Origin of the sequence: Streptococcus hillyeri, assembly GCF_003686955.1 — a bacterium.
GTDB classification, from domain to species: domain Bacteria; phylum Bacillota; class Bacilli; order Lactobacillales; family Streptococcaceae; genus Streptococcus; species Streptococcus hillyeri.
The window spans coordinates 1-1,673 of sequence record NZ_RCVM01000044.1; the positions used below are offsets into that span (position 1 = coordinate 1).

Sequence of the window (1,673 nt, forward strand, 5' to 3'; positions counted from 1 at the left end):
CCTGGTGGTGGTGTTTCACCTGGTGGTGGGGTATTACCTGAAGGCGGATTATTTGGAGTAGGTGGGTTGATTGGAACCGGTGGTTTTGGTGGATTTGGACTCGGTGGAACAACTGTTACTTTGTTCGTTTTCTTCGTCAAATCAACGCTTGGATCGTGGTTAAATTGAACCGTTGCTGTGTTATCAATACCTTCACTGAAGTGAACGTTCTTAAGAGCTTTCACATCTTTTATTTCAGTATAGATAATCATCGTAACTGTTCGACCTTTCAACGCTTCCATTGTCGCTTCATCACTGAAGTCCACTGTAACGTTTTGGCCTTCAACTTTGATTGTACCACCTAGTTTTTCAATCGCCTCTGCCGTTAACTCACCTTGTTTCGTAACTTGACTCAACAACGCTACTTTTTCATTGACTAGTTTTTGCTTAGCTTCTGCTTCAGATAGTTTTTCTTGCGCTTTATCAACAACTGCTTGTTGGTTTGAAATATCAACTTTTAGCTCTTCCGCATTTTTCGCATTTGCGATTTCTGCTTTAACCGTTTCTAAGGCAAGGGGAGCTGCTTCTAACTGTGCTTCAAATTCTGCAACCACTTTTTCTTGAGTTTGAATTGGTGTTGCACTATTGTCACCAGCTTCTGTAGTTCCTGTTACTTTAAGCTGGTCTAATACCGCTTGGGCTTCCGAAAGCTGTTGTTGAAGCTCAGTAACTTTTGCTTCAGCTGCTGCAACTTTTTCTTGTGATTCCGCAGAGGTATCTTTTTGAAGGGCTTCAAGTTTTTGACGCGCTTCTTCTAGCTCTTGCTTCGCAACTTCAACGTCTTCATCAATAAAGTTGAAGTCTGTTGCTGGAGTCGTGATACTTGGAGTATCAGTCACTTTCACACCTACTCGTGATACTTTAAGATTGTCATCCAAAGTATCCATCAAAGTGAGGCTTGTCAAGATTGTGCGGTTATCTATTGAGTTATCAATTGGTACAACTGATTTAACATCAAATCTAAACGCATCTGTTGCTTGGGCAAGTTTCAACAACAAGGCTTGTTCAGCACCTTCAACATTGCTAACTGTTTTCACAGGCTCACCTGGTTTTGGTGGTTCTGGGGTTGGCGGGGTTGGTGGCGTTGGTGGCGTTACGGTTACTGGTTTAGTTTCTTTACGTTTCTTGATGCCACTTGCATTAGTGAACTCAAGACTTGCTGTATTTGGTACTTTGGTATCAACATAAGTTGTCAAATCTGCATCTTCCTTAATGTAAGCTGGAATATAGATTTGAACTTGTTTGTAACCTGCAAGTTTCGCAAAGTCTACAACAGTAGCAGTCACTTTGTTGCCTTCTACTGTAACTTTAAAGGCATCTGTTGTGTAACCATCAACATGGACAGCTACGTCACCATTGATTCCAAGAGCAGGATCAACATCATCTGTTACAACGTATTCGGTGTAATTTTCAATATCTCCTGGAATCTCTGCATAGATATTATACATGTAAGACTTGTTACGTTCAATATCTAAGTGTTCCAATGTACGGTTGATTTTCTTATCAACTGTTGGATCGGTTGGTGGCGTTACGGTTACTGGTGGCGTTGGTGGCGTTTCTTTATCTGGTTCGCCATCAACTGTTGAGTTGTTATAAACAACTTTCGTTGTATTTGGAATCTTAACGCGAGTCAC

At 41.2% G+C, this 1,673-nt stretch carries 1 protein-coding gene; it reads right to left on the bottom strand.

Annotation, left to right across the window (positions count from 1 at the left end):
* A partial coding sequence (locus tag EAF07_RS10360; RefSeq protein WP_183121700.1) for an isopeptide-forming domain-containing fimbrial protein occupies window positions 1-1,673 on the bottom strand: 1,673 nt, incomplete at both ends.